Genomic DNA, 26,274 nt, shown 5'->3' with positions numbered 1-26,274 from the left:
ATAAAAATGTTGTCAAAAGCGCAAATCAGTCTAATAACGTCTCTACAAAATAAAAAGTATAGAAAACAACACGGCCTGTTTATCGTTGAGGGTATAAAATCCGTGATGGAATTTATTTCATCAAGTTATGAGGTTGAGTCTATTTTCTACACGGACGACGCCAACACAAAAGTGGGTAAAATCTCGCATAATATAAAATCCCATGAACTAACGGAAACCGAATTCCAAAAGATTAGCGCACTGAAATCGCCACAAGGTATACTCGCTTTGGTCAAACTTCCTTTACAGCAAAAAATTGCACCGAGTGATTTAAAAAATAAGTTTAGCCTCGTACTCGATGATGTGCAGGATCCAGGCAATCTAGGGACAATTATCCGCACGGCGGAGTGGTTTGGAATCGAACATATTATCTGTTCCATTGGCACTGTAGACGCTTACAATCCTAAAGTAGTGCAAGCAACTATGGGCTCATTGGCAAGACTGCAGATCCACTATACTGATTTAACTAATTTTATTCCGGCTACAGGATTGAAAGTGTATGGCGCCCTACTTGATGGTCAATCCATTTATCAGACTGTGTGGGCTGATGAGGGGCTGATTGTTATGGGTAACGAAGGAAATGGCATCAGTGACGAAATAATAGCTTTGATCGATCAAGCAGTCACTATACCACGCATAGGTCAAGCCGAATCATTGAATGTAGCCGTAGCAACAACGATCTTCTGTAGTGAGATTTCCAGACAAAAACTGACATAAAACAGATTCTATTTGATGCTTCGCTTACAGTTTTTGATGTAATCCAATCCTGTTTCCTTCCAAATCTTCAATCTCTGCCACGGCAAAGCCCAAGTCGGTATGAAAAGTGGCTGGATATAACTCTTTTCCCCCCAACGCTAGCGCTTTCCCGATTGTATCGATCACATTCTCCACATGAAAATAAATCAATACTCCAACTTGTGTGGGTTTATAAATTTCCCCCTTTGCTAAAGCTCCCGTAATTCCCGGAAGCATCTCCTGAAAAGGAAAATAAGCCATTTGATTTCCATCAAATTCCTCCCGTTCAAAGGAAAAGTTAAATGTTTGGCTGTAAAACCGAACCGCTCTTTCCATATCCGTTACAGGAATTTCAAAATATACTCCTGGATTTCTATACCCTTCCATATTTAAACACTGATCTTCATCAAAAATATCAATTTTAATAGAGAAAAAGCCCCGTCGCGACATTTTTCTATTCGTTCAAAAGTTTCGATTAATTTTTGTTAAAAGAAAAAGCTTAATCGCTCCAAAAACTGTACATTTGAACAGTTCAATTGAAAGACGGATCGATACCGCTATCCATGTTCTTTTTTGAATATTCACACACGATAAAATTACACCATGCCCGCTGAACAGAAATCCATCTATACGTTACAATTTATATTACTTTGCTTAAGCTCGCTCCTATTTTCTTCTAGCTTCAATATGATCATCCCCGAACTACCCCATTATCTGAGCAGTTTGGGGGGGGCGGAGTACAAAGGGCTAATCATAGCATTGTTTACTTTGACTGCTGGAATTTCGCGGCCTTTTAGTGGTAAATTGACCGATAAGTGGGGACGTGTACCTGTCATGGCCATTGGATCCATCGTCTGTTTCATCTGTGGTTTTCTTTATCCCATTTTAACATCAGTCGCGGGCTTCCTATTCTTACGATTGATACATGGTTTTTCCACAGGTTTTAAACCTACCTCAACTTCTGCGTATGTCGCCGATCTGGTTCCTCAAAAAAGATGGGGTGAAGCTCTTGGCATGCATGGACTCGCTTTTAGCGTCGGTACAGCTGTTGGCCCAGCAATTGGAAGTGCCATTTTCGAGGCCTTTGGTATCAATGTTATGTTTTATTGTTCTTCTTTCATGGCACTTCTCTCCATTCTTATCGTCATTAACATGAAAGAAACACTGGCGAAAAAAGAAAAATTCAATCTTTCCATGCTCAAAATAAACCGCAAGGATATTATTGAATGGCGTGCCCTTCCAGCTGGAATCGTCACGTTTTTATCTTATACCGCTTATGGAGTCATTTTAACTTTAATTCCCGATTGGAGTGAATACCTGGGACTTAAAAATAAAGGGCTATTTTTTCTGGCATTTACAATCGCATCGGTGCTGATACGTTTCGTATCCGGCAAAGTTTCGGACCGTTACGGGAGACCAAAAGTCATTGTTGTCGGAATAGTCATTATTGCTATTGCACTCGTTGCTATCGGTATGGGCAATAGTTTCATTGGAATGATGATCGGCGCAAGCATCTATGGCGTGGGCACTGGTATACTCTCCCCTGCCGTCAATACCTGGACGATCGACCTAAGCCTACCTGAACATCGGGGCAAGGCAGTAGCAACCATGTATATCTCACTTGAAGCTGGAATAGGTCTTGGGGCCTTGCTTGCTGGATTATATTATAGTGACGTTATCCTCCGGATTCCAGTCATTATGTATGCCAATGCAGTAGTTTTGCTACTGGCATTGACCTATATGCTGAGCTGGCATAGAAAGCACAAAGCCCACTAGCCTTTATTGCTTTTGCAAACTCATGCAGGACAAAACCCCATTTCCTCTTTAAATGTGTTTCTCAATGGATAGCGGAGAAATCAGTAAACTGCGCAGTAATCCGAGTACCGAGAAGAAAAGATAAGATCGAATACTTGCTTTTATATGCCACGCAATTATATTGCATATAAAAGGTAATTTATCTAAGTTTGATTTATCATGTTAAGCAATTATTTAAAGCTTCAGTATACTTTACTGTCTCGGCATATTCGGGCTACAGGACTGCCTGTTTGGCTCGCCTTTCTCCTGTTGTTTGGATTATGTTATTTTGCTTATTATGCTTTGGTTCAATACCCGCTTTTTGGTTGTTATGCACTACTGCTTTGCAATTTTCAAGCACTATTTTTGCTCACAGAAAAAAACAGAAATGATTTTCTCAAAAACACATACAGTAAACGAGATTTTCACAAGCTCAGAATAGTTGAGAATGGGCTATTAACGCTGCCGTCCTTCGTCATTCTTTTCCTCCACAGCCAATGGCACTATGCGTTGTTATTGGATACTTTGGCTGTTGTTTTTGCATTTTTGACATTTGGGGCTTTCGGAAAATCTATTCCGACACCTTTCGTAAAAAAACCTTTTGAATTTATCATCGGGTTCCGACGGAGCTACTTGCTTTTGCTTGTATTGTATCTATTGGCCGGAATCGGTTTTTATGTCGCCAATTCCAATCTTGTTTTATTTTGCGTCGTTTGCATTACGCTCACCTGCGTTTTCTATTATCAATTGCCGGAGCCTATTTTTTACCTCTGGAATCACCATCATACACCAACAGTCTTTCTGATGCGAAAGTTTAAAAGGGGAATTTTACAGTGTCTGCTCTTGGTACTGCCCCTTCTTTTTCTGTATGTTGTAATCTTTCCATCGGATTTATTTAATGCCTGTATTGTAATGGGCGGAATATTACTTTTACTTCCTTTTGCAATCACATTAAAATATGTCGCTTACCCACGGGAAATCAATTTTCCCGAAGTTTTTGCTTTGGTACTTTGTTTTAGTTTTTACCCTTTGATCCTAGCACTCCTACCTTTCTATTACATCAAAGCAATCAACAATCTAAAAAATCACTTATGATCGAGCTTACGAATCTCAGCAAGTCCTTTGGGCAGCATCAGGTACTTCATGAAATTACGTATACATTTGACAGCAGAAAAGTATATGGTATTGTTGGTGAAAATGGCGCTGGAAAGACAACGCTATTTCGTTGTATTGCTGGACTGGAGACGGCCACTGGAAGTATAAAGTCTACTATTGAACCTCTGAAAAACACGCTAGGTTACTTGACTTCGGATCCATATTTTCTGTCAAAGCTCACGGGCGAAGAGTATATTTATCTGCTGACCGATGCACGCGGTAAACAGATCAAAAACCTCAGTGAAAGAAATATTTTCGAGCTGCCCTTAAAGGAGTATGCGAGCGCCTATTCCACGGGAATGAAAAAAAAACTAGCCCTGACAGCTACGTTGCTTCAGGACAATAATTATTATATCCTTGACGAACCTTTTAATGGCATCGATCTTCAAAGCAGCATTATTCTTACGGAAATTATTCTTCGCTTAAAAGCAATGGGTAAGACGATCTTAATTTCATCGCATATCTTTTCGACGCTAAAAGATACCTGCGATGAAATCTTGGTACTCGAAAATGGCAGAATTAATAAATCTGTAAAAAAAGAGCAGTTCGGCGACTTTGAAAAGGAAATGAAAGAAAAAATACTACAAAAAGATATCGACAAATTATGGCTTTAGCATGCCGTAACACTTGAGATAAACAATATGGAAAAACACTTACCTATACTGGAAACTGAACGTTTAATTATCCGCCCAATACAGATGGAGGACGCAGCCTATTTTTTTGCAATGGATTCACAGCCGGAGGTCCATACCTTTTTGAATAACGAACCTGTTCAATCCAGTGAGGAAATGAAAAAAGTTATCGCGCATATTCTGCAACAATATGAAAAATACGGTATAGGTCGTCTAGGGGTCATTGAGAAATCAAGCAATCAATGGATAGGCTGGACGGGATTTAAATATATTGACGAATTGGAGAACGGGCGTATTGGATTTTTAGACCTTGGTTATCGTTTCAGAACGGAATCTTGGGGAAAAGGCTATGCAACAGAAGCCGCACAAGCATGTATGCAATATTACAAAGAACAGCTGACCCATTTTGAAGTACATGCCATCACACATACGGCAAACCTTGGATCAAGAAATGTCTTGGAAAAAGTAGGATTTCAGGTAACTGAGGAATTTCTTTTCGACCTATGGAATATTCCCTGTTATTGGTATGATCTGGCCATGCCTAACGAATAAACTAATTATATTAGTTTTAAAAACTAATTTTTTTAACTTTTCATAGTTTCACTGGGATAAAACAAAATGGTTTTGTATTTTTACACGTTCGAATAAAATACTATTTCGAACATATCTGTATTGTACAATTTAATCTATTGCTGAGTAAATGAGTGACGAAACGAACTTCCCAACGGAAGATAATCAAGAAGAACTGGGATCAGGAAAAACAGAAAGCGGAAGTCAGACGATACCTTTATCGGGACTATACGAAAACTGGTTTTTGGACTATGCTTCCTATGTTATCTTGGATAGAGCCGTACCACATATAAATGACGGCTTAAAGCCCGTACAGCGTCGTATTCTCCATTCCCTAAAGGAAATGGATGATGGAAGATATAATAAAGCTGCTAACGTCATTGGTAATACAATGAAATATCACCCACATGGTGACGCTTCTATTGGCGATGCCATGGTACAATTGGGACAAAAGGATCTCCTAATTGATTGTCAGGGGAATTGGGGTTTCCCAATTACTGGAGATTCTGCGGCTGCCCCACGTTATATCGAGGGAAGATTATCCAAATTTGCAAATGAAGTTGTCTTCAATCCTGAAACGACAGAGTGGCAATTGAGTTATGATGGACGGAATCGCGAACCTGTTACCTTACCCGTAAAATTTCCTTTATTATTGGCGCAAGGTGCCGAAGGAATTGCTGTAGGACTGGCGACAAAGATTATGCCGCACAATTTCATTGAGCTCATTGACGGTTCAATTCAGGTATTAAACGGCGAGCGTCCCAATTTATTTCCAGACTTCCCTACAGGTGGTATGGCCGACGTTTCAAATTATAATGAGGGCCAGCGTGGCGGTAAAATCCGTGTACGTGCAAAAATTGAAGAACGCGACAAAAAGACGCTCGCAATTACAGAAATCCCATTTGGAACAACGACTGGCGGTCTTATTGAAAGTGTGGTCACAGCCAATGATAAAGGGAAAATTAAGATTAAAAAAATCGAGGACAACACAGCAGGAAATGTGGAGATCATAGTGCATTTGGCGCCGGGGATATCTCCTGATGTAACCATTGATGCCCTATATGCCTTTACAGCCTGTGAAGTCTCCATTTCACCTAATACCTGTGTCATCAAGGATGAGAAACCTCACTTTATGAGCGTAAATGATATTCTCATCGAGAATACCATAAACACTAAAAACTTATTGAAAAGAGAGTTGGAGATCCGTTTGAACGATCTTCAGGAGAAAATCTTCTTCAGTAGTTTATTAAAAATATTTATCCAGGAAGGAATGTACAAACATCCGGATTATGAAAATGCAGGCGACTTCGAAATCGTGGTGCAGGTTCTAAATCGTTTGTTTGAACCTTTCTTCGATCAATTTTATCGCGAGATACGCCCCGAAGATTACAAAAAATTGATCGATAAACCAATGAGCAGTATTACACGTTTCGACGTTAAAAAAGCGGACGAAATGATGAAAACGCTCGAGAATGAGATCAAGGAAGTCAAGCGTCATTTACGTCAATTGACAGAATATGCCATAGCGTGGTTTGAAAAATTACGTGAGAAATATAGTAAAGACCGCGAGCGTAAAACCGAACTGCGCATATTCGATAAAGTAGAAGCGACCCAAGTTGCGCTAGCAAATGCCAAACTATATGTCAATCGCGAGGAAGGATTTATTGGCTCGGGTATGAAGAAAGATGAGTTTGTATGCGACTGTTCGGATATAGACGACATTATTGTATTCCGCGAGGATGGCAAGTATGTTGTCAGTAAAATCCAGGATAAAGTATTTGTCGGAAAAGGAATTATTCACGTTGCTGTTTTCAAAAAAGGTGATGAACGCACAATCTATAATGCAATCTACAAAGAAGGCGAAACTGGCACCAGTTACATCAAACGTTTCTCTGTGGTAGGTGTCACACGGGATAAGGAATATGATGTATCCAAAGGTTCCAAAGGATCTAAAATACTGTATTTCACAGCCAATCCAAACGGTGAAGCAGAAGTAGTCAACATACAGCTTAAACCGCACACAAAGTTGCGTAAGCTAAATTTTGACATGGACTTTGCCGAGATTGCAATCAAGGGCCGTGCTTCACAAGGAAATATTGTATCGAAATACCCCGTCAAAAAAATCAGTTTTAAAAGTTCTGGTGTCTCCACACTGGCAGGACGAAAAATATGGTATGACACCATCATGAAACGTTTGAACGCTGATGAGCGTGGCCAATACCTTGGTGAATTCGACGGTGATGATAAGATATTGGTGGTGCTTTCAGATGGTAGCTACGAATTATCAAACTTTGATCTAAGCAACCACTTTGACGAGAAAATGATTCGGATCGAGAAATACTACCCGGACCATATCTATACAGTTGTGCATCAGGACGGCAAGAGCGGAACGTACTTTGTCAAACGTTTTAAATTTGACGATCAACCTATTGGAAAACGCATTTCCTTTATTAATGAAGATGCGGGATCTAAATTGGTATTGATGAGTAATGCGGCTGAACCGATGGTCAAATTGGAGATTTTAAAAGGTAAATCCCAAACGGAAGAAACTCTTGATCAACCTTTGACTGAAATCATCGATGTAAAAGGAATAAAAGCACAAGGTAATCGCCTATCTTTCCATACCGTAAAGTCAGTTACGCTATTAACAGCTGATGAAGATTTAAGTCAAAAAGATAAAGAAAAAGAAGTGGAAGCTCCTGCAATTACAGCAGAACAAACTACTGACAGCCCTGTAGAAACAACTGCTACCACAACAGCCATCCCGCTTAAAGAAGAAGGTGATTCCGCAGATAAAAATGATGACATCAAGTTGGAAATAACCAATCCAAATGACATCCAAATTGACGATAAAGGACAGATGGAAATGTTCTAATTCATACGTCTATACACGAAAAAGGCTCGAAAATTTATTCGAGCCTTTTTTATGCTTAATCATCCTTCTATCCTTTATACTGTATGTATAGGTGTGACATATATCTGAAGACGTCTTTTACGCCATTTATTTCTACTTAAAGCTATTGTAGATAGGGTACTTTGATATCGCGTTTTATTATCCTTTGAATTCTTTAAGGAATTTTTGAAGTTTTGGTGCAATAACAACCGAACAGAATGGATTTTCAGGATGGTCGTTGAAATAATTATGATGATAGTCCTCAGCGAGCCAAAATGTCGCAGCAGGCTCAACTGTTGTAACGATAGGATCTTCATACACATCTTCATTATCCAATCCGTCGATAAAATTCTTCGCTAAGATCTCCTGTTCTTCATTATGAAAAAATACAACCGATCTATACTGCGTACCTACATCATTTCCCTGGCGGTTTAAAGTCGTTGGATTATGTGTCTTGAAGAATATTTTCAACAGGTCTTCATAGTTCACTAGCTCTTCATCATATTCGAGTTCGACAACCTCAACGTGGTCTGTCGTACCGGTACAAACCTGTTCATAAGTGGGATTATCAATGTTTCCGCCCATATATCCCGGTAATACGGATGTCACCCCTTCCGTGTTTTGGAAAATAACTTCTGTACACCAAAAACATCCTCCTCCAAATGTTGCTTTCATACTTTTTATAATCTTGCGTATTTTAAACTTACTTTTTTCAAACATTATAGCCGACTTAATAGTTACGGCGAAAAATGTTTAGACAAATATAATTATTAATCGGCAATGATATACCCTGCTATCATCACGAAAAATATCAGTTTACGTTCTACTCATCACCTGAGAATGAAGTACTCGCACCCCGCTCACCCTATTTTATTAATAGTAGTGTTTTCCTTTAATCAATAAATCTTGTTGTTTACTGTCACACACTGCATAGGAAAAACCTTGTTGCAGCGCATAAGCACCGTATTCACCTTTTTTATTTATTGCCAGGAATCCCACTTGAATTTCCTTTGCAATAGCAGGTTTCTTCTTCACGATACGCATAACAGCTTCCTTACAGGCATCTTCGGGTGAATACCCCTGACGCATCAATTCGACAACCAAAAAACTACCTACATTGCGTATAACCTCTTCTCCAACTCCGGTAGATGTAGCCCCTCCTACTTCATTATCAACATAAAGTCCGGCTCCAATAATAGGGCTATCTCCTACCCGACCATGCATCTTGAAAGCCATACCACTGGTTGTACAAGCTCCGGAAATATTTCCATTGGCATCCAATGCCAACATACCGATCGTATCGTGGTTATACTGGTTCCCTGGCAGACGTTCCGCTGCAAAGGATTGATTTTCAATATTGGCTACAGGTTTGTATTTTTTCTCCTTTAACCATTCTTTCCAAGCCTTTTCACCTTCTGGCGTTAAAAGATTCTCTTCTTTAAAACCATTTTCTAACGCAAATTGCAATGCACCTTCGCCTACCAGCATCACGTGGGGTGTTTTCTCCATGACCATCCGCGCTACTGATATTGGATGTCCAATTTTTTCCATTCCAGCAACAGCACCACAGTTACCATCCGCATCCATGATACAAGCATCAAGTGTGACGTGACCATCGCGATCTGGATAACCACCTTTACCAACTGTCATATTTTTGAGATCAGCCTCGGGTACACGTACGCCTTGTTCAACGGCATCCAATGCCTTACCACCTTTCGACAATATTTCCCAAGCGGCTTTATTTGCTGCAATCCCAAAGTCCCAAGTTGAAATTACAATAGGATATTTTTTAACACTGCCCTTTGCTGCAATCGTCAATCCTTTCGCATCAAATGCTGTCAATGTCCCCATTGCCGTCGCAGCAATCAAACCTTGCCTAATAAAATCACGTCTTGAACTCATTTCCTTATTAATATTATATAAAACTATCGCTATTGATTAATCCGGCAAAAAACAATCAAAAAAATTGCCTTCAGTCTACCGAATACAAAAAATTTCCATCATTGACTGCACAAAGGCATCGCTCTCTTTCTAGTGTATTGCACGACCTTACGTTACATCTGCCCCCAATCTACTTCATCGATATACGCCGGAAAATGCTATTCTACATTTTTACAGCTTCGTGTTAAACTGAAGAAGGATATTGACTTTACAATCAATAAGCAATATTACAAAATGGTTTTAGCAATTAGATAATTTAATTAAAATTAAACCCAAACATTCGTTTTTTAGCAACATAACATTAAAATCACTTAAAAATCGACAATAAAAATTGACTTATATTATGAATTAATCCTATCTTTAGAAACAAACTAATTCGCATGAAAAACACTCTTAAATTCGCTATTTTAGCTTATGCAAGCCTTATAGGTGTTGAAAGCAGTCAGGCGCAGCAGCTAGATTCCACGACTTATTTCAAGATCAAAGAGTTGCAAGAAAACGTAAAACGTGAATTCGCTCCCGATAAAAGAACCAAGATCGTAGCCATCCAAAAAGCGGATATAGCACAGAACCAATATGTACTTGAAACAACTGAAAAAGATGCTAAGTTCGTTTTAGAGCAAAAGGCAAAAGATATATCAGCCAATATTCAAGTACAGCTCTTGCCTGATGCAAGTGTAGGTGAAAAAACTACTGGAGTCATCAGGCTCTCCGTTGCAAATATGCGCACATTTCCAGATAATGCTGCGGAGCTAACCAGCCAGGTTTTATTGGGAACGCAAGTGGATCTTCTGCAAAAAAAGAGCGGCGACTATCGCGTGCGCACCCCCGATGGTTATATCGCATGGGTACCTACTTCGTCCATTGAAGCGATGGACAAAACCATGCTGGCCAATTGGCGACAAGCAGAAAAAGTTATCTATACAGCGGAGTTTGGAAAATCCTATTCTGAACCCAATGAAAAAAGCCAACGAGTGTCTGATCTCGTCTATGGCGACATCCTTCAGTTAAAAGGACAGAAAGGCAATTTTTATGAAATAGCATATCCGGACGGACGTTTAGGTTATATTAAAAAATCAGAAAGTCAAACCTTAAAAAATTGGTTTGAAACGCGCCAGCCTACAGCGGAAAATATTATCGCCAGTGCAAAAACAATGCTGGGCCTACCTTATTTGTGGGGGGGAACATCGGTAAAAGGTGTAGACTGCAGCGGTTTTACCAAAACAAGTTTTTTCATGAACGGCTTCGTAATTCCGAGAGATGCATCGCAACAAGTACTCGCAGGTGAAAAAATCGACATTTTAGATCAAGAAGGACATTTCGACCCTGAGAAAGCACTCAAAAATCTAAAACCGGCAGACTTACTGTTCTTTGCGGCAGGCAAAAACAGCAATCCTAATGCGCGTGTAACACATGTTGCACTCTATATCGGCAACGGAACTTTTATTCACGCTGCCGGATTGGTCCGGATCAACAGTATGCTTAAGGACGCTGCAAACTACGATGATTTCCAAACGCGGACTGTAGTTGCTGCCCGTCGTTACCTTGGCGCACGGGATAGCGCAATACAGAAGGTCGTTGAAAGCAATTATTACAACAATAAATAAACATAGTGATGAGCAATCAATCTGAATGGATTAGTAAAGATTTTGGAACCTTTAAATTGAGGTTTAGACCTTACACGCTAACTTTGCGCCATGTCTTCACTGTAGCTTCATTTAGTCGAAGCACAACACCGGTTGTATTGACCGAACTAGAGTATGACGGCATTGTCGGTTATGGTGAAGCGAGTATGCCACCCTATCTTGGCGAATCGCAGGAAAGTGTCTTATCATTCCTTAATCAGATCGATCTGACAGGCTTCAACTCTCCTTTTCAAACCGAGGAGATTCTCCATTATATCGATCAGCTTGCATTGAAAAATACCGCAGCAAAAGCCGCTATTGATATTGCATTACATGATATATTAGGGAAGATAATGAATCAACCTTATTATAAAATATGGGGATTAAATCCGGATCTTATCCCTCCGACATCCTATACTATTGGGATTGATACGGAAGAAATGATCCGTAAAAAGGTGGCGGAAGCGGATCAATTTAAAATTTTGAAAGTCAAGCTGGGTCTCGATACGGATAAAATGATCATCGATACTATCCGTCAGGTTACCGATCGACCATTATGTGCCGATGTCAATCAAGGTTGGAAAACACGTGAAGAGGCTCTCGAAATGGCACATTGGCTTGCAGAAAGAAATGTTTCTTTCTTGGAACAGCCGATGCCTAAGGAGCAGATAGACGACAATGCATGGCTTACTGAACATAGCCCTATCCCAACTATTGCCGACGAAGGATGTCAACGTCTTGTGGATGTCCCCGCATTAAAGGGTGTGTATTCGGGTATCAACATCAAATTGATGAAATGTACTGGCATGCGGGAAGCCAAACGTATGGCTGAGCTTGCGCGTTCTCTGGAAATGAAAGTTATGATCGGTTGCATGACCGAAACATCCTGTGCAATCAGTGCAGCAGCACAACTCGCTCCCCTAACAGACTGGGCTGATTTAGATGGTGCTTTATTGATCGGAAATGACATTTATGACGGTATGACCGTTGTCAATGGCAATTGCCTTCTTCCCGACCGTCCTGGAATTGGAATTTTAAGGAAATAACCCTATATTCAGTGCAATGTTTTTTTCTTAAAAAAAAGATTGCACTGAATTGCTTTCGCAAGTTTGACCAACATCCGACAGCACCAAAATATTAACAAACTAAATTAATCAATTCACACTTTTATGAAACAACATGTGCTCACAACGTTGTGTCTCATAGCCTGTAGTTCGATGCAGTCTTTATATGCGCAACAGATCCAAATTGCTGGTAAAATAACAGACAGCAACGGAAAACCAATTAGCGGAGTTACAATTAATGTAAAGGGCGCTAACCAAGGAACCTCAACAAACGAAAATGGCCTGTTTACGCTAAACGCAAACACCAACGCGATATTAAGTATCTCTGCAGTAGGTTATAGTCCACAAGAAATTCAGGTCAATGGCCGAAAAACCATTAGTATATCCCTTGTGAACAATCAACAGACTTTGGATGAAGTTATGGTCGTCGCCTATGGCACGACAAAAAAAAGCACGTATACAGGTTCCGCTGCTACCGTAAAAGCTAAAGACATCGACAATGTACCGGTCACTTCATTTGAAGGTGCACTCAGTGGACGTGTTGCCGGACTTACCGTATCCACCCCTTCTGGCCAAGCAGGATCTACACCAAGTATTCGTATTCGGGGTATTGGGTCAATGAATGCCTCCAATGAGCCCCTGTATGTCATTGACGGAGTACCAGCCAATTCCGGGTCGGGTGGACAAATGGGTGATTACATTTACACATCCAATAATGTTATGGGCAACTTAAATCCCGATGATATTGAAACAATTACGGTATTAAAGGACGCTGCGGCATCATCTTTATATGGTTCAAGGGCTGCAAATGGCGTTATCCTCATTACAACAAAAAAAGGAAAAACGGGAAAACCGACGGTAAACTTCAAGACTTCTCTTGGCTTTACCCCGACTTGGGCGACAGACAACTACGAAACTGCGTCGCCACAGGATCAAGTCAATATGTTGTATCAGATCTTTTATGACTACCGTACCTCAAACGGAAAAACTGAAACGGAAGCGAACACCTATGCTTTAACCCAACTGAATAATAAATTTAACAAACACGGTTATCGTTTCGAAACCAACAGTACTGGCCGATACGACAATGTGAACATCCTTGGAATGACCGATGGTATCGAAAATCGAGAAGGTAAATATTACGATTGGGATAAAGCCTTATTCCGTACGGGCATTTATCAAGATAACAATCTTTCGCTTTCGGGAGGAACTGACGCAACAAAGTATTTCTCATCTCTAGGTTATACGACAGATAAAAGCCGAATCAGAGTCAATGATTTCGAACGTATTTCAGGTCGTCTTAACCTAACACAAAAAATAGTGGACAATCTTGAGTTTGGCACCAATATTAACATTGGACACAACAAGAAAAAGGGATTTAATGACACTAGAAATACAGGTTCTAATTACTTCCTTCAATCCAGAAATCTTTTATGGCCTTTGTATTGGCCAACAAACTATAAAACTGGAGAAGAATGGACGGATAGATATGGTAGTTACGCTTATAATGCAGATTATTACGATAAACAATGGGACAACAGTTCCAAAACAAACAAACTGGGAGTTATCAGCAATTTAACCTGGAATATACTACCAAGTTTAACAGCTAAGACTGTATTCTCTTATGATTACACAGACATGAAGGACTACCTATATTATAGCGCCAAGCATTTTAACGGCGTCAGTGATGGCGGGGTCGTTCACCAGTTTAACACGAATATGTTAAAACTGGTTAGCTCCAATACGGTCAATTACAACAAATCCTTCGACAAGCATAACTTAAATTTATTAGCAGGTTTTGAAGTTGAGAAGAATAAGACGGATTTCATGCGCACAACAGGAAGAGGATTGGGATCTGCCGAACTTCCTTATATTTCGTCGGCGGGTAAATTTGAGGCAAATGCTTATAGCTGGGGTTATAATCTGATGTCATTTCTCGGAAAAGCTGAATATAACTACGACAACACCTATTTCCTAGCAGCCTCCTACCGTCGCGATGGTTCGTCTAAATTAGGACCTAAAAACCGATGGGGAGATTTTTGGTCTGTATCAGGCGCATATAGCTTAAAAAATCTACCTGCATTTAAAGAAAATGATGCGATCAGTACCTTACGTCTTAAAGCCTCATACGGTATCAATGGCACATTGCCCAGTGATAATTTTGGATGGAGAAGGCTTGTATCTTTCAACAACTTTAACTACAAAGGCCAGCCTGGTGGAAATCTGGTATCAAACCCTGACCCTGACATCACCTGGGAAACGTCCTATACAACCAATGCAGGGCTGGAATTTGGCTTCCTAAAAAATAGGATTACGGGATCGGTAGAATATTTTAACAGAACATCCAAAAACCTATTACAGGATGTTCCGACATCGCAGACGACAGGATTTAGTACTGTCTTAAGAAATGTAGGTCAGATCAACAACAAAGGATTAGAGATTGAATTGGCTGGCGATATCATAAAAAAAGAAGATTTCAGATGGAGTGCCAACATAAACGCCGCATTTATCACCTCTAAAGTCCAAAAACTTAACGATAATCAAGATATTATTTGGTACGATCCAACAGGATCAGTTGGTAACGACACCAAAGGAAGCGGAGATGCAAGAGCTCAATTTATCTATCGAGAAGGACAATCAACACTAGCTTTTTATGGCTACGAATGGGCTGGTGTAGATCAAAAAAATGGTAAAAATGTTTATTATACCAATAACAATCAGTCCGGTGCAGATATTTTCGATTACAATGGACGTAAAGCAACCTATGATTTTAATAAAGCAGACTATACGATCATTGGCAACGGTGTTCCAAAAGTGAGCGGTGGTCTAAATACAGATTTTGAGTATAAAAACTTCAATTTAGGCTTCAATTTCATTTACAAAATAGGCGGAAAGCTTTATGACGGTGCATTTAAGGATGTTGCGGATGATGGTTATTATTGGGAAAGAATTCGTTCCGAATACGCTTTTGAGCACATGTGGACCGACAACAATACAGGTGGGACACTCCCAAAATTGGATGGTAATGATTTAACAGATCCTCAAAAATATAGTTCAAGACAATTACATGATGCGTCTTTTCTGAGATTAAAAAATATCAACTTTGGCTATAGATTACCTAAGAGCGTATTAAATAAGATTGGATTCAGTAATGCGCGCGTTTATTTTAATGGGACTAACCTATTAACTGCATCCAAATATAAGATTGCGGACCCTGAAGTTGGTCAGTATTCAACTCGCGGATGGGAAACTCCAATTGGGAAAACTTACACATTTGGAATTGAACTAGGTTTTTAACACTTAATTTTTACACAATGAAAATATTTAAAATATCCATTATAGCAGCCACCCTACTGACGTCACTCAGTAGCTGCAAAGATTTTCTGGATGTCGAGCCAGGTAATTCAATCGACGCCAACACGGGATTCAATAATGCAAGCGATGCTAGAAACAGAATCAACGGCCTAAGTCGGCTTATAGCCTCGTCAAACTATTACGGTCGAAACTTCGAACTCTATGGTGAGGTTAAAGGTGGTGATCTAACGGTTTACTCGCAAGGGAGAGGTTTGGATCAATTATATTCTTTCAATCAAGATGCTGAAACCAACAACTTATCTGGATTCTGGTCTCAAATCTATTATTGTATTGCACAGACAAATGATGTTCTAGAAAAAATAGACAAAGTTGAAGCAACCTCCAAAGCTCAATATGCGAATGCACAAGGCCAATTATTGACTTTACGTGCACTGTTTTATTTTGACCTAGTCAGGTTATATGGCAAATCCTATACGCAGGATAAAACTTCCAAAGGTGTACCGATTGTTATCAATTCGGCCTCCTATGATAACAAACCTACCCGTGCTACCGTAGAGGAGGTATATACACAAATCTTAAAAGACCTGAAGGCTGGCCAAGAGTTGCTCAGCGCGAGTAAAAAGCCCGATAATGGCTATATCAACTACTATGCGAACCTAGCCATCCAAAGCAGAGTCTATTTAACCATGGCAGACTACGAAAATGCGTATCAGAAAGCAAACGAGATCATTACCGACAATGTATACAAATTGTATGAAAATGAAAAGTGGGCAAGCTCCTGGACAAGTATGTATGGTAGTGAATCTATCTATGAACTTGGTATTAACGAAGGTGAGGCGGACCTTGGAACAGCTAGCTTAGGCTATTACCTTATGCGGAGAACCGGAGGTCAAGGGGGAATGTTCTATGCCAGTGATTATTACCTGAATCGATTAAAGGAGGACAACAGTGATGTCCGCTGGGCAATTTTAGGTCGTGATGAAAGCTCAGCCACTCGTATGGGTGCCGTGTATAAAAACTTAGGTAGTGTTAATACCAATACATCGCTCCCTTTAAATTCCTTGGGTGATAAAGGAAATACAAACAACACCGCTGTAAATATTAAAGTCGTTAGACTGTCGGAAATTTATCTTATCGCGGCCGAAGCGGCCTTAAAGAAACCTGCCGCTGACCCAACGAAGGCCGCCAGCTTTTTAAATGCTATTAGCAAACGCTCTCCTAACCGTGCTGCGTTTACTGCTGTATCCATTAGTGAAGATGCTATTCTTAACGAAAAAAGCAAAGAACTCTTTGGCGAAGGACATCGCTATTGGGACATGATCCGTCTAAATAAAAAGATTACTTTCAATGACGATTTTCAGGGCTTAACAATCAAAACAAGGCCAAAAGAAATTGATCGTACGTTTGAGAAATGTATATTACCGATTCCTCAATCTGAGATAAATGCCAATCCAGCATTAAAAGATCAACAAAATCCGGGTTATTAATTTCCGAAGCAAAGAAGGTCATTCTAGCATGACCTTCTTTGCTTATTGAAGAGCAAAAAGCTAATAAATCCTGTTTTTATAATTTGGGTTACAATCAGAAACACGAAGATCTAGGACGTAACCATTGATGATGGCATACTTGATATTTTCGTCTGTGCCAATAAAAAAATTTGCCATAGAACCGAGTTCAGGTAATCCCTCAGACAGGAAACCTTCACGGGATACAATATTAATCGGAAACTGATGCAATTTCCCGGCAGCTTCGTCATCCTTAATATGAACCGTAGCTATCCCTTTGTGCAATAGGTCCTGAATAAGATTATGATCCAATTGCTCAATAAGAAGTATATTATCATATTTCTTAGCAGGGATAAACTTAAGTCCCGAAACATCCAGATCCTGATATCCATAAAAATCCTGTAAATCGCCGATATCTTCAACAATTCCTTCCATGTAATAGTCAGATCCTATCGTCTTTTCAATTTGCCGAATGGCAATATCAACAACAATTTGGCTTCCATGCTGCTCAATGGTCAAATTTCTCAGCAACACATCATGGAGCTTTTCATCATTGAAGGGAATTGTATCGTAGTCGGTAACCGAATACTGTTTAAAGGATTGGTCAGCAATCTCCTCAAATGCTTTTAACAATGCGACGAAATTACATTTTCGGACCAGCATTTTTTCGGTATCACCAACATAAGCTCCTGATTCAATTAAAATCGTCCTGGCGCCCCATTTTTGAAAATTATCACCGAAACCGCGCGGTGTATGTTCATCGTCATACCTTGCAACCGCCTTTGGAACAAATTCCTGAAGGACTTTATTTATTCCGACAATCACCCGCATCGCATCTCCCCGAGTTTCATTGATACTCCGCGCATAGTCATAGGCAGGTGCCAATAGGGAAATTGTCACTGGCATATTTGTTCCGGGAATATTGTAGTAATTGTTTTGGTTATGCAGGTTAAAGGCAAAATCAGGTTTTAGCAACATGGCTTGCGCCTTCAATAAGGCCCCTTCCACTGTTGCTGTTGCCCTTGCATCTCTGTTCATATCCACATCCATGGCTGTCCTACGCTGAAACCGTTCGGTTCCATCAGGATTTAGCATCGGAATAAAATACAAGGTCACTTTTGATGCTATGTCATCTCTATAGGCGTCAAAACCGTCATCTTTCCCGTTGAAAAAATTAAACAGATCAAACAAGGCCATTGTCGCCGTAGGTTCATCACCGTGCATTTGCGACCATAAAAGTATTTTAATTGGGCCATGTCCATATTGCAGCCGGAAGATCAAACGTTCTTCGGTGGACTTGCCAATTTCTACTACTTCAAAACGACCAGAGCTCCCGATATTTCCCAATAGTGGTATAATATCGGCATGTTTAAATCTTCTATGCATCAAAGCCTTTTCCTCATATAAAGAAAAGGCTTTGATGAAATCATCTTTTACTAATTTCATATTAATCTTTTAATGCAGGCTCCATTAAAGCAATCGTTCCTTGCGAAGCATCTACGCGGACTTTTGCTCCTACCGGCAAAATAAACTGTTCGGCAATATGTCCAACGACAGCGCCTGTGTAAGCGGGTATTTTTAACGGTTTGATATAATCGTTGAACAGTTGGTCAAGTGTTACGGATCCATAGCCGCCAGATGGTTTACAATTGGTGCACTTGCCAAAAATAAAACCCTTAATCGCACCCAATACACCAGCATTTTTCAATTGACAGAACATGCGGTCAACACGTTCCATATCTTCGTCGACCTCTTCGAGAAAAAGAATTTTATCTTTAAAATCTGGCAGATAAGGTGAACCACATAAGCCGGTCAACACGGTCATATTTCCACCCAGCAATACCCCATCTACTATACCCGGATGAATAGTGGCAATTCGGTCTTTGGTCTGCACAATGCTATCACCTTTAGACTTGGGGTTTTCAAATATTGCTGGCTGATTGGCTACAAACTGAGCATTGAAAGCCTCTGCAAGTTTCTTAGTCCAGGTACTGATACCCACTGCACCATGAAACGTTATAAGTCCTGTCTTGGCATATAATGCCAAAATTAATGCTGTTATATCTGAATATCCCAATAAAATTTTGGGGTTATTGGCGATCAGTCTGTAATCTAATCGATCTAAAAGACGTGATGTACCCGAACCTCCTCTGATGCAAACAATCGCTTTGACGGTCTTGTCTGCAAACATATCATGAATGTCTGCTATACGCTCCTGATCTGTACCGGCCAAATTACCGTAGCGGCTGCGTATATGTTTACCTTCTTTTACTTTAAAACCCAGTGTCTCAAATATCTCACGTGCAATGCTAATCGACTCTTCATCATCCAATACACCAGCAGGCGTTATTAAACCTATGGTATCCCCCAATTTTAACCTCGTTGCAAGCAAAGCAGCCTGACCGTAAAATTCGTCTCTATCTCCGGTTGGCTGCCCCATTCCAAGTACAGGAATAGACAACAGGCTTAAAGCAATCGATTTTAGAAAGGCTCTTTTTTCCATTGCTAAATACTATCGGTTAAACAACAGACGTTCACCAGCACCTTTCTCAATAAGTTGTCCATTGGAGAAAGCAAGTTTACCTGATACGAGAGTATGTTCAATCGTTGAACTAAACGTGTGTCCCTCAAATGGTGACCAGCCGCATTTCGACAGGATATTCGCTTTCGATACCGTATAAGGTTTATTCAGATCGACCAACACAAGATCCGCCCAATATCCCTCACGAATGTATCCTCTATCTTCGATTTGAAACAATGTAGCCGTATTGTGCGCAGATTTTTGCACTAATTGTTCCAGGGTCATTTTTCCTGCTTTGACCATATCTAACAAGGCTTGCAACGCATGCTGTACAAGAGGTCCTCCGCTTGGTGCTGAAACATAGGGCTGAGATTTTTCCTCAATTGTATGCGGAGCGTGATCTGTCGCTATCACATCGATATGTCCATCCAGAACAGCTTTTAAAATCTGATCGCGATCATTGGCAGTTTTTACCGCTGGGTTCCATTTTATAAAATTACCTTTTGAGGCATAATCCTGATCAGAAAACCAAAGGTGATGAATACAGGCTTCAGCCGTTATTTTTTTATCCTTTAGTGGAATATCATTAGTAAATAATGCAATTTCTTTGGCGGTTGAGATATGAAGGATATGCAGGCGTGTATGGTGTTTTTTTGCCAGTTCGACAGCTTTTGACGAGGATAAATAGCAAGCTTCTTCAGAACGAATCAAGGGATGCATCTCAATTTTTAATCCATCCTCACCATATTTTTCCTTAAATAGGGCCAGATTCGCCTTTATCGTTGCCTCATCTTCACAATGCGTAGCCACCAAAGTCGGAGCATTTGCAAAGATACCTTCCAACGCTTTTTCATTATCAACCAACATATTGCCAGTAGAGGAGCCCATAAAAACTTTTATACCACAGACATTTCTTGGATTAGTTTTAAGTACCTCCTCAAGATTATCATTAGCTGCCCCCATAAAGAATGAATAATTGGCTAGCGCATTTTTTGCCGCAATATCATATTTATCTTGAAGCAATTGCTGGGTCAACGTATTAGGAACAGTGTTAGGCATTTCCATGAAAGAGGTTGTCCCACCGGCCACTGCGGCGCGACTCTCATGCCATATATCCGCTTTATAGGTTAAACCGGGTTCTCTAAAGTGAACCTGGTCATCAATAAGTCCTGGAAGCAAGTGTAGCCCCTCAGCATTTATTTCCTGATCAGCAGGATGATTAATTTCCTGAGCAATCATTTCGATTCGACCATTGCTGATATATACGTCAGCAACCTCAACTTTACCTTCATTGACAAGTTGCGCAGATTTTATAAGAATAGATGACATGTTGAAATTTTTACTTTGCTTTAGGTCAAAAGTAAAGATTTGTTGTGGTGATATCAAGTTATCTCGATAAAGAGTTGCCTATATGGAGGACAAATTTTTCCTTAAATTCTCACCTTCCTCCTATGTCAAATTTGAAATATCCTACTCGTAATTTGTCTAGATTTGGCGCAGGACGAATCGCATTAAATATAAACTCCGGAAAGTTAGTCGCAAAAAAAGAGAGGCCAGGGCCTCTCTTTTTATTCTTTATCGAATTTGTATCCTACGCCCTTTACGGTGGTTACATAGTCGTCACCTATCTTTTCGCGCAGCTTACGGATATGGACGTCAATTGTACGATTGGTTACAACAACAGAATCTTCCCAAATACTCTTTAAGATCTGTTCGCGTGTAAACACCTTATTTGGTTTTGAAGCCAATAGATACAATAACTCAAACTCTTTCTTTGCAAGAACAATCTTTTGTTCCCCTTTGTATACCAGGAAAGAATCTCGATCAATGACCAAGTCGGCAATTTCTATTTTATCCTGAACAGAGGCATCTGACTCTTCGGAAGCATTTCTTCTTAAGATAGCATTGATGCGGCTCATTAAAGCACGCGGCTTAATTGGCTTTGCAATATAATCGTCTGCACCGACATGAAATCCTGCGATCTCCGAATACTCTTCGCTTCTAGCAGTCAAAAATACCATGAACGTACTTTTGAATTCAGGCATCGCGCGCATGATACGACAAGCTTCAATTCCATCCATCTTTGGCATCATCACATCCAAGATGATAAGGTCCGGATTTACTTGTTTAGCAACGTTGATTGCCTCTTCCCCATTTTGCGCTGTAGAGACCTGATAACCTTCACGATTTAAGTTGAATGCAATTAAATCCAAGATATCCTTTTCGTCATCAACAATTAAAATCTTTTGTTTCGAAGAACTCATTTGTCTATTTTTTTTGCTAAATTATAAACAAAATGATAACAATCAGTTAATCTAGTGTTACCAAATTATTAAGTAATATAATATTTAACAATAACACATTGATTACTTAATTGTTTTCTTCAAAAATGCCTCCAGCTCCTCTCCACGCAAGTTCTTTGCTATAATAATTCCGTTCGGATCGAGAACATATGAGGTAGGCAACGCTTTCACACGGAAATCAATGACAACCGGTGAGCTCCAAGCCTTCAAATCTGACACATGTGTCCAAGTTAACTTGTCATCTTCGATAGCACGCATCCAGGAACCAGGATTATCATCAAATGAAACGGAGAGTATGTCAAAGCCTTTACCATGATAGGTATTGTACAACCTAACGAGATTAGGATTTTCCTGGCGACAGGGCATACACCATGAAGCCCAAAAATCCACCAAAGTATATTTCCCTTTAAAACTCGATAATTTAACTTCTTTGTTTGATGGTGTAAACGAAGTCAACTCAGGAGCAGGTTGCCCAATTGCCATTTTTTTCAGTTTTTGGGTCTCCTCTTTAAACTGTGTCACGTATCTGTTCTCCGTAAATTCATTTTTTATTTTATCTGCATAGGTAATGATTTCATTTTCGGCTACTTCAGGATCTAAGGTCGAGATTGCATAAAAACCTGCAAGATCATTGTGCTTATTCGAGAAATCGACTGCTTTTTTTGTATATGTACGCAATTCTTCTGCAAACTTTGCTTTATATTCAGCACGAATCTTTTCGATCTCAGCTGCTGTCGAATTGGCCGTTAGCTTTGAAAACACCGTCTGCAATGAATCCTGTAGATAATCGCGATAATTTCGCTCTTTGGCAAAAGGCTGTATAGTCTTTGACAATTCAGAACCATCAACCTGGTAATCATTTACATCTTTATGCAAATCTGTCTTAAATGTAATTGTCTCCCCCGGAGAAGCAATTAAATCATACCGATTTTTACCGACACGCAAGGACAACAATCTGGATTGGCTAGCAGGTCGTACGAACTGAAATTTGTTATTATCGCCAAAGAACATAGAATCCAGCTTCGTATCGCCTTCATACAATGAAATAACTTTGATATTGCCAGGATTTTCGACATTTCCAGCGATGGTAAACTGTTCTTTATTTTGGCAACCCATCATCAATCCAACGATCCCTACTGCTAAAAAAACTGCCTTTTTCATCCGTTTATTTTTATTTGTTAAGTACCTATTCCCAATTACGCAAATGGCTTTGCTCTCTTTGATTCACGCTACATGTCACAGCTTAAAGAATCGTAAAAACGATCAGATTTATTCGGATCCTCAAAGGAAGAAGTCGAATAAATCTGATGGCTTCAATATTTAGGAAATAAAATCATCTATTTACATCCTAGTTTAGCTAAGTAGCCTGTTCAACTACCCCTAAAATTTATTTCAAGAAATCTATTGCTCGCTCAATGGCACCTTTTAATCCGGCGGCGTTCTTGCCTCCAGCTGTTGCGAAGAATGGCTGACCACCGCCACCACCTTGGATATCCTTAGCCAAATCACGCACAATATTACTTGCGTTCAACCCTTTTTCTTTGGCCAATTCGTCTGATATGACGACTGTTAAACTTGGCTTACCATCAAATTCAGCGCCGATAACCAGAAACAAGTTATTAACAGCCCCCTTTACCGCATAAGCCAAGGTTTTCACCGCCTCTGCACTCGGTAGATCGACGATTGTGGACAAGAAATTAATTTCGCCAACCTGTTGGATCTTTGCTTCCAGATCCGACTTTAACGCTAAGGATTTTTCCGTAATACTTTTCTCTACTTCTTTTTTCAAAGCGCCATTCTCATCGATGATTTTACCCAGTGCAGAAACAAAATCTTTCGGATTATTCATGAGCTCTTTCAGGTGGTGAACCAATTCGAAATGCTCACGGATAACAGCTGCAGAGCGAGTTCCAGTAATTGCTTCTATACGACGTACACCAGCTGCTACAGCAGATTCAGAAACAATTTTGAAAAAACCTATTTGCCCCGTTGCTTTAACATGTGTACCACCGCACAATTCTTTAGAATATTGATCTTCGAAGGTGATTACACGAACAAAATCGCCATACTTCTCACCAAATAGTGCTGTTACGCCCGAATCCAATGCTTGTTGATAAGGTACATTTCGTTCCTCCTTCAATGGAATATTTTCACGAATTTTGGCATTGACAATATCTTCCACCAGTTTGATCTCCTCTTCTGTCATTTTTGCAAAATGAGAGATATCAAAACGCAAAATATCTGCGTTGACCAACGATCCCTTTTGATTCACGTGACTTCCCAACACCTGCTTAAGGGCAGCATGCAGCAAATGGGTTGCGGAGTGATTGTTTTCAGTATCGATTCTTTTGGTTTTATCGACCTGTGCAACAAATGTTCCTTTTAATTCCAGCGGCAATTTGTTTGTAAAATGTACAAATAGACCGTTTTCCTTTTTCGTATCTGTGATATAAATCTTTTCTCCAGTTTCTTCGGAAACCAATTCTCCCGAGTCGCCTACCTGACCACCACCTTCGGCATAAAAAGGACTAACAGAAAGCACCAATTGGAATTGCTCTTTATTTTTCGCAACAACTTTACGGTATTTAATAACCTCAGTAACGGCAGTTAACGTATCATAACCTACAAATTCAAATCCTTCTTCATCATTTACAACAACCCAATCACCCGTATCTATAGCAGTGGCAGCACGAGAACGGTCTTTCTGAATTTGAAGTGCCTGGTTGAAACCTTCCATATCAACCGTTAAACCTTTTTCGCGCGCTAGCAATTCCGTCAAATCGATCGGGAATCCATACGTATCGTATAACTCGAAAGCAAAATCTCCATTGATTACGGTATGGTCCTCCACGTAATTTTCAAAACGTTGGACGCCCGTAGATAAGGTTCTTAAGAATGAAACTTCCTCCTCTAAAATCACTTTCTGCACAAAATCCTGCTGCTGGATCAATTCGTCAAATACTCCGGCGAACTGAGCTGCCAATACAGGTACAAGTTCATTGATAAAAGGAGCCTTAAAGCCTAAAAATGTATACGCATAGCGTACTGCACGACGTAAAATACGACGGATCACGTAGCCAGCTTTATTGTTGGATGGCAGTTGACCATCGGAAATTGCAAAACTAACCGCACGAATATGATCAGACACTACCCGCATGGCAATATCAGACTTTTCATCTATACCATATTTTATACCTGATTTCTCAGCAATAAAATCAATGGTAGGCGTAAATACATCTGTATCATAATTGGAAGTCTTACCCTGTATACATCGCACCAAACGCTCAAAGCCCATTCCCGTATCCACATGTTTAGCTGGTAGCGACTGAAGTGAACCATCTTTCAATCGATTAAATTGCATGAAGACAAGGTTCCAGATCTCAATTACTTGCGGGTGGTCTGCGTTGACCAAACTCTGCCCTGAAGTCTGTATGCGCTCTTCCGTACTACGCATATCGAAATGGATTTCGGAACAAGGGCCACAAGGTCCTGTCTCGCCCATTTCCCAGAAATTATCTTTTTTGTTACCCAGGAGAATTCTATCTTCACCAATCCATTCTTTCCAGAAATCGAAAGCTTCCATATCACGTTCTAAGCCTTCCTTTGTATCCCCCTCAAAAATAGTGACGTATAAACGATCTTTGTCTAATTTATATACTTCTGTCAACAGCTCCCAAGCCCAAGCAATAGCTTCTTTCTTAAAGTAATCACCAAAGCTCCAATTTCCCAACATCTCAAACAACGTATGGTGGTAGGTATCGATCCCTACTTCTTCCAAATCATTGTGCTTTCCGGAAACACGCAAACAGCGTTGGGTATCGGCAACACGCGGAAATTTGATGGGTGCTTCACCAAGAAACAAATCTTTGAATTGATTCATCCCCGCATTGGTAAACATTAATGTTGGGTCATTTTTTACAACTACTGGTGCTGAAGGTACTATCTGATGCCCTTTACTTTGAAAAAAGTCCAGAAAGGCTTGACGAATTTCTCTACTTGTCATTTAATTATCTAAAAATATGTGCAAACTTACTCAAAATTGGTAGGTTATGCAATGTAGAATTCCATATATTGACCTTGAAACGACTGTTTTTTCTAAACAACCAAAAATCAATATTGACTTTTCAAACAAAAAAATCAGGGGATAATATACAGACACACAGAGCCCACCCATTTTACAGG

19 protein-coding genes are annotated in these 26,274 nt (G+C 40.0%); 10 read left to right on the top strand and 9 right to left on the bottom strand.

Translation table 11 applies throughout. The features are described 5' to 3' along the window. The first annotated feature begins 6 nt into the window (after window positions 1–6). Window positions 7–756: an RNA methyltransferase gene (locus tag ACLCDV_RS07595; RefSeq protein ID WP_317667813.1), complete on the top strand. Its 750-nt coding sequence runs from the start codon at window positions 7–9 to the stop codon at window positions 754–756. Window positions 757–780: 24 nt separating this feature from the next. Here the strand turns inward: ACLCDV_RS07595 and ACLCDV_RS07590 are convergent, their stop codons facing one another. Then, window positions 781–1,161 carry a VOC family protein gene (locus ACLCDV_RS07590; RefSeq protein ID WP_317667814.1) on the bottom strand — a complete coding sequence of 127 codons (381 nt, stop codon included), beginning with the start codon at window positions 1,159–1,161 and terminating at the stop codon, window positions 781–783. Window positions 1,162–1,377: 216 nt separating this feature from the next. Here ACLCDV_RS07590 and ACLCDV_RS07585 point away from each other — a divergent pair, with 216 nt between their 5' ends. The 5 genes from ACLCDV_RS07585 to ACLCDV_RS07565 all read left to right on the top strand — a co-directional run bounded on the left by ACLCDV_RS07585 (window position 1,378) and on the right by ACLCDV_RS07565 (window position 7,800). Continuing rightward, on the top strand, window positions 1,378–2,550 hold the full coding sequence (locus tag ACLCDV_RS07585; RefSeq protein ID WP_411973325.1) for an MFS transporter: 1,173 nt from the start codon (window positions 1,378–1,380) through the stop codon (window positions 2,548–2,550). 198 nt (window positions 2,551–2,748) lie between these two features. After that, complete coding sequence (locus tag ACLCDV_RS07580) at window positions 2,749–3,663, top strand: hypothetical protein (protein ID WP_411973324.1); 915 nt, start codon at window positions 2,749–2,751, stop codon at window positions 3,661–3,663. Continuing rightward, a complete protein-coding gene (locus ACLCDV_RS07575; protein ID WP_317667817.1) occupies window positions 3,660–4,337 on the top strand; it encodes an ATP-binding cassette domain-containing protein in 678 nt (225 codons plus the stop codon). The genes ACLCDV_RS07580 and ACLCDV_RS07575 overlap by 4 nt, the downstream gene beginning before the upstream one ends. 27 nt (window positions 4,338–4,364) lie before the next feature. Next, complete coding sequence (locus tag ACLCDV_RS07570; RefSeq protein ID WP_411973323.1) at window positions 4,365–4,907, top strand: GNAT family N-acetyltransferase; 543 nt, start codon at window positions 4,365–4,367, stop codon at window positions 4,905–4,907. 148 nt (window positions 4,908–5,055) lie between these two features. Then, window positions 5,056–7,800, top strand: a complete 2,745-nt coding sequence (locus tag ACLCDV_RS07565) for a DNA gyrase/topoisomerase IV subunit A (protein ID WP_317667819.1) — start codon at window positions 5,056–5,058, stop codon at window positions 7,798–7,800. Window positions 7,801–7,977: 177 nt separating this feature from the next. Here ACLCDV_RS07565 and msrA read toward each other — a convergent pair whose 3' ends face one another. Both msrA and ACLCDV_RS07555 read right to left on the bottom strand, forming a co-directional pair. Next, window positions 7,978–8,493, bottom strand: coding sequence for a peptide-methionine (S)-S-oxide reductase MsrA (gene msrA, locus ACLCDV_RS07560; protein ID WP_411973322.1), 516 nt, complete (start codon window positions 8,491–8,493; stop codon window positions 7,978–7,980). Window positions 8,494–8,691: 198 nt separating this feature from the next. Continuing rightward, on the bottom strand, window positions 8,692–9,720 hold the full coding sequence (locus tag ACLCDV_RS07555) for a N(4)-(beta-N-acetylglucosaminyl)-L-asparaginase (protein WP_120336530.1): 1,029 nt from the start codon (window positions 9,718–9,720) through the stop codon (window positions 8,692–8,694). A 419-nt stretch (window positions 9,721–10,139) separates the two neighbouring features. On the opposite strand from ACLCDV_RS07555, the gene ACLCDV_RS07550 reads away from it, so the two are divergent. The 4 genes from ACLCDV_RS07550 (at window position 10,140) to ACLCDV_RS07535 (ending at window position 17,250) form a co-directional block, all read left to right on the top strand. After that, window positions 10,140–11,366: an NlpC/P60 family protein gene (locus ACLCDV_RS07550; protein WP_317667822.1), complete on the top strand. Its 1,227-nt coding sequence runs from the start codon at window positions 10,140–10,142 to the stop codon at window positions 11,364–11,366. 8 nt (window positions 11,367–11,374) lie between these two features. Next, window positions 11,375–12,430, top strand: a complete 1,056-nt coding sequence (locus tag ACLCDV_RS07545; RefSeq protein WP_201639510.1) for a dipeptide epimerase — start codon at window positions 11,375–11,377, stop codon at window positions 12,428–12,430. Window positions 12,431–12,553: 123 nt separating this feature from the next. After that, window positions 12,554–15,745 (top strand): SusC/RagA family TonB-linked outer membrane protein, encoded by a 3,192-nt coding sequence (locus ACLCDV_RS07540; protein WP_411973321.1) that lies wholly within the window; start codon window positions 12,554–12,556, stop codon window positions 15,743–15,745. A 17-nt stretch (window positions 15,746–15,762) separates the two neighbouring features. Further along, the gene (locus tag ACLCDV_RS07535) at window positions 15,763–17,250 is read left to right on the top strand and encodes a RagB/SusD family nutrient uptake outer membrane protein (protein ID WP_411973320.1); all 1,488 of its coding nucleotides are present in this window, start codon (window positions 15,763–15,765) and stop codon (window positions 17,248–17,250) included. Window positions 17,251–17,310: 60 nt separating this feature from the next. Here ACLCDV_RS07535 and ACLCDV_RS07530 read toward each other — a convergent pair whose 3' ends face one another. From ACLCDV_RS07530 to alaS, 6 genes are all read right to left on the bottom strand, one after another. Next, window positions 17,311–18,714: a M14 family zinc carboxypeptidase gene (locus tag ACLCDV_RS07530; RefSeq protein ID WP_411973319.1), complete on the bottom strand. Its 1,404-nt coding sequence runs from the start codon at window positions 18,712–18,714 to the stop codon at window positions 17,311–17,313. A gap of 1 nt (window position 18,715) precedes the next feature. Next, window positions 18,716–19,771 carry an LD-carboxypeptidase gene (locus tag ACLCDV_RS07525; protein WP_317667826.1) on the bottom strand — a complete coding sequence of 352 codons (1,056 nt, stop codon included), beginning with the start codon at window positions 19,769–19,771 and terminating at the stop codon, window positions 18,716–18,718. A gap of 9 nt (window positions 19,772–19,780) precedes the next feature. Beyond that, the gene (locus ACLCDV_RS07520) at window positions 19,781–21,118 is read right to left on the bottom strand and encodes a dihydroorotase (protein ID WP_333577051.1); all 1,338 of its coding nucleotides are present in this window, start codon (window positions 21,116–21,118) and stop codon (window positions 19,781–19,783) included. 239 nt (window positions 21,119–21,357) lie between these two features. Continuing rightward, window positions 21,358–22,053: a response regulator transcription factor gene (locus tag ACLCDV_RS07515; protein WP_075991688.1), complete on the bottom strand. Its 696-nt coding sequence runs from the start codon at window positions 22,051–22,053 to the stop codon at window positions 21,358–21,360. 102 nt (window positions 22,054–22,155) lie between these two features. Then, entirely contained in the window at window positions 22,156–23,253 is a 1,098-nt protein-coding gene (locus ACLCDV_RS07510) for a TlpA disulfide reductase family protein (protein WP_317667828.1), read from the bottom strand. Between the two features lie 226 nt (window positions 23,254–23,479). Next, on the bottom strand, window positions 23,480–26,095 hold the full coding sequence (gene alaS / locus ACLCDV_RS07505; RefSeq protein ID WP_333577049.1) for an alanine--tRNA ligase: 2,616 nt from the start codon (window positions 26,093–26,095) through the stop codon (window positions 23,480–23,482). Between the last annotated feature and the right edge of the window lie 179 nt (window positions 26,096–26,274).

Source organism: Sphingobacterium sp. Lzh-3, from assembly GCF_046764375.1.
In the GTDB taxonomy this organism is placed as follows: domain Bacteria; phylum Bacteroidota; class Bacteroidia; order Sphingobacteriales; family Sphingobacteriaceae; genus Sphingobacterium.
Note: the sequence above shows the minus strand (reverse complement) of the source record. Positions and strands in the feature narration are given on the sequence as shown.